Raw genomic sequence first — 3,541 nt, 5'->3', positions numbered from 1 at the left:
GATCTTAATGCTCTAGAAGAAACTGCAGCAGGTGGTCCACAAGCAGGTGGTAATGGTGGAGATGGCGTAAGCTTATCTTCTACTAGCTTTGCAGAAGGAGGCCACATTAGTAACATCAATGCTAATGTAGGAAGCATAGATGCTTTATCTCTAGCAGCAGGTGGAGATAATAGCTTTGGTGTAAGTGGAGGAAGTGCTATTGGGGCTGGAGCTGGAGCTGAAGCAACAGGACCTGCTTTACCAGCAGGAAGTATAAAAATTCCATTGTCTGCGTATAAGGGAGAAAGCACATCTTCTGCACTCTTAGACTCATTTGCCTCTTCTATACCTAACGGATATCACGTATATAGACATACCGACGGTAGAGATTATCTAACTCCTAACGATCCTACCGCTCCTAGTGCATTTGATTATAAAGAAGGCTGGTATGTAAGTAAAGACGGCAACCTTGCTATTGGTCAAGATAACGCTAAAGACCTAGCAGTAACTAGTACAGCAAAAGCTTCAAACTATCCAGATGATGGTTCAGTAGCTAAGATAGTAAATCCTAATCCAAACTTAAAAGTGTTCGGATCGGATAATGTAGATAATATAACCGTAGACGGCACAAGAATAACGTCTGTACGTGGAGGAGTTGGAAACGATAATGTTGATCTCAAAAACGGTGCCGAGGCAAAGGGTGTTTCTGGTGGTTCTGGAAGCGATAACATAACCGTAGAAAGCGGCTCAAAAGTAGATACATTGCTAGGTGATAACAAAACCAAAAACGATGTACATGAAAAAGCATATCAAGCAAGCCAAGGAAAAAATATAGATATAGAGGACAACGGCGCCGCCGGCGATACCATAAAAGTAAGCGGAACTGGAACGCAGGTCGGATTTATAGGTGCTGGCAACGGGGATGATAATATAACCGTAGATAAAGGCGCAAAAGTAAATCATATACGAGCAGATGAAGGAAACGATAGGGTAACTGTAAGTGATAGTGGAACTTACGTTAGTGTTATAAACGGTAGAGGCGGAGATGACGAGATCTTAGTAGAAAAAGGTGCAAAAGTAGATGGTATAGCCGGAAGATGGGGTAACGACAAGATAACCGTAAAAGATGCAGGCACCGTCATAAGCGAAGATATAGAAGGCAACGAAGATGCTGATACCATTAAAATTCTAGACGGCGCGAGAGTAAAAGGATATGTTAGTGGCGGACGCGGTGAAGATCCAAGCCAATACGGTGGAGCTGAAAAATCAGATAACGATAATATCACTGTTGAAAATGCTACTGTTGACGGCGAAGTAGAAGGTAGTATGCGAAGCAACTACTTGGGTGATGACGGAATGAAATTTACAAATTCTCAAATAGGCGGCAGAAAGATATCCGGCGGATACGGTGAAAATAAAATAGAAATTACAGACGGCATGAATTTAGAATCAAAGTGGATTGAAGGCAATAAATTTAATGACGAAATAACCGTAAACGGCAATGCTAAACTAAAGAATACATATATTCAAGGAGAAGCCGGAGATGACACTATTACCATAAAAGATAATGCTAAGGTTAAAGGCGGTAATATCAATACTGGTGCCGGAGCAAACGATAAAATAAATATTAACGGTAATGCCGAGTTGGATGGCACTACATTGCAGTTTGAAGGCGGTAAATCAACAGATAAAGCTACTCTAAACGTAACCGGAAACGCCGTACTAAAAGATGTATCTATACAGGCATCTTCATCTCTAGGCGAGCAATATATGAATTTCCATCAAAGCGGCGAAGCTAAAGTAAAAAGCCTTATGGGTAGCCAAAATAAAGACGTTATAGATATAGCGGGCGACTTTACTTATACTAACGTCAATCATCTTCAAACTCACGGCGGAGACGATGAGATAAAGATGCACGGCGGAGCTACAGTAAAAGTTAGTGTAGATATGGGTGATGGCAAAGATACTTTAACAATAGATAATGCTACATTTAAAGATTCTCTTGTGAATATGGACGGCGGTAACGACGAGATAAATATAAATGCCGGAGCAAATTTAACCGGCACAAGAATTTATACCGGTGACGGTAATGATACGGTGAATGTAAGAGGCGGTACGTTTAGCGAAGCAGAGATCGGACTAGACAAGGGTAAAAATGAAGTAAATATAGAGTCTGGCGCGGTATTTGGCGACCAAGATGCTAGTCTTAATGCCTTTAATGAGCATAAAACTTATATAAGATCAGATCATAGGGATTATTATAGTTCAGAAGATACCATAAATGTTAAAGCCGGCGCTACCGTCAAAAATGCCGAAATACAAACTTACGGTGGAAAAGATACTTTAAATATAAACGGTACGGTTGAAAAGTCTAATATTGACACCGGAAAAGATAACGATACTATAAATATCGGTGGTGGCATAATTAAAAACTCTAATATCACAACCGGAAGTGGCGACGATATTATCAATATTAAGGGCGGTAAATTTAAAGACGTTAATATCCAAACAGGACATGGTACAAATACTGTTAATATCGATGGTACTGGCAATAATATAGAATCTGACAATACTAAGATAACTCTTGGTGGTGGCTGGAGTAGCGGAAATAATACGGTTAATATTAGCGGTAAATTTGGCGATAAAGATGCTAGCTCATACGACAAAACCGTAATTGGTGCATACGGTAGTGCCGTTGCTAAGGATACGGTTAATATTAAAGATGGTGCCGAGCTACATAATACAAGAATAGATCTTCATAATAATGACGACGTAATTAATATAGGAGCCGGTGCTACTGTTAAACACTCTCAGCTTATAACTGGAAATCAAAGTGACACTCTAAATATCGGAGATGGAGCTAATATTAGCGAAGGCACGCATATGCACTTAGGATACCATAGTGATACCGCAAAAATAGGAAATAACGTTACTATAGATAATTCTGATATCTATATGGATAATGGTAAGGGCGATACAGACGCGAGTACTTTCGGTAACGATACCGTAACTATAGGAAATAACGTAACATTTAAAAACTATGCCGACGTAAAAGGCGGTCAAGGAGGCGATACAATTACTATAGGTAATAATCTAACTCTAGATGGCAATGCTGGTATTTACGGAGACTGGGGCGAAGGCGGCGGTGGAGAAAATAACGCTACTGACGGCAACGATACCATTACTATCGGAGATAATCTAACCGTTAAGAATAACTCTACTGTAAGTGGCGGCGGCGGTAACGACACTATCTCAATTGGCAAAAATGCAAGTATTCAAGATACTTCGACTATCGACGGCGGAGCTGGATTTGATACATTAAAAGTTGCTGACAATAGCATAGACTTTAGTCATGTTAAAAATATCGAAAAACTAGATATGACTAATGGAGAAAAGACAACCTTAACTCTTACAGCTAGCAATGTTCAAGATATATTACGTGATAGTAGCGAGAATAAGCTAAAAATAGATGGTGATAGCAACGATGAGCTTACTCTTGGAAGTAGCTGGACTAAAGGTGCTAGTTCTGGTGGTTATACTACTTATACTAGTGGTACAACTA

1 protein-coding gene is annotated in these 3,541 nt (G+C 39.8%); it reads left to right on the top strand.

What is annotated here, in order from left to right; all coding sequences use genetic code 11:
- On the top strand, positions 1–3,541 hold a 3,541-nt coding region (locus tag F3G75_RS09355; protein WP_188115416.1), incomplete at both ends, for a beta strand repeat-containing protein.

The sequence above is a fragment of the Campylobacter concisus genome, assembly GCF_902460705.1.
Lineage (GTDB): Bacteria > Campylobacterota > Campylobacteria > Campylobacterales > Campylobacteraceae > Campylobacter_A > Campylobacter_A concisus_Z.
The sequence above is the reverse complement of the archived record's forward strand: the minus strand, read 5'-3'. Positions and strand labels throughout refer to the sequence as shown.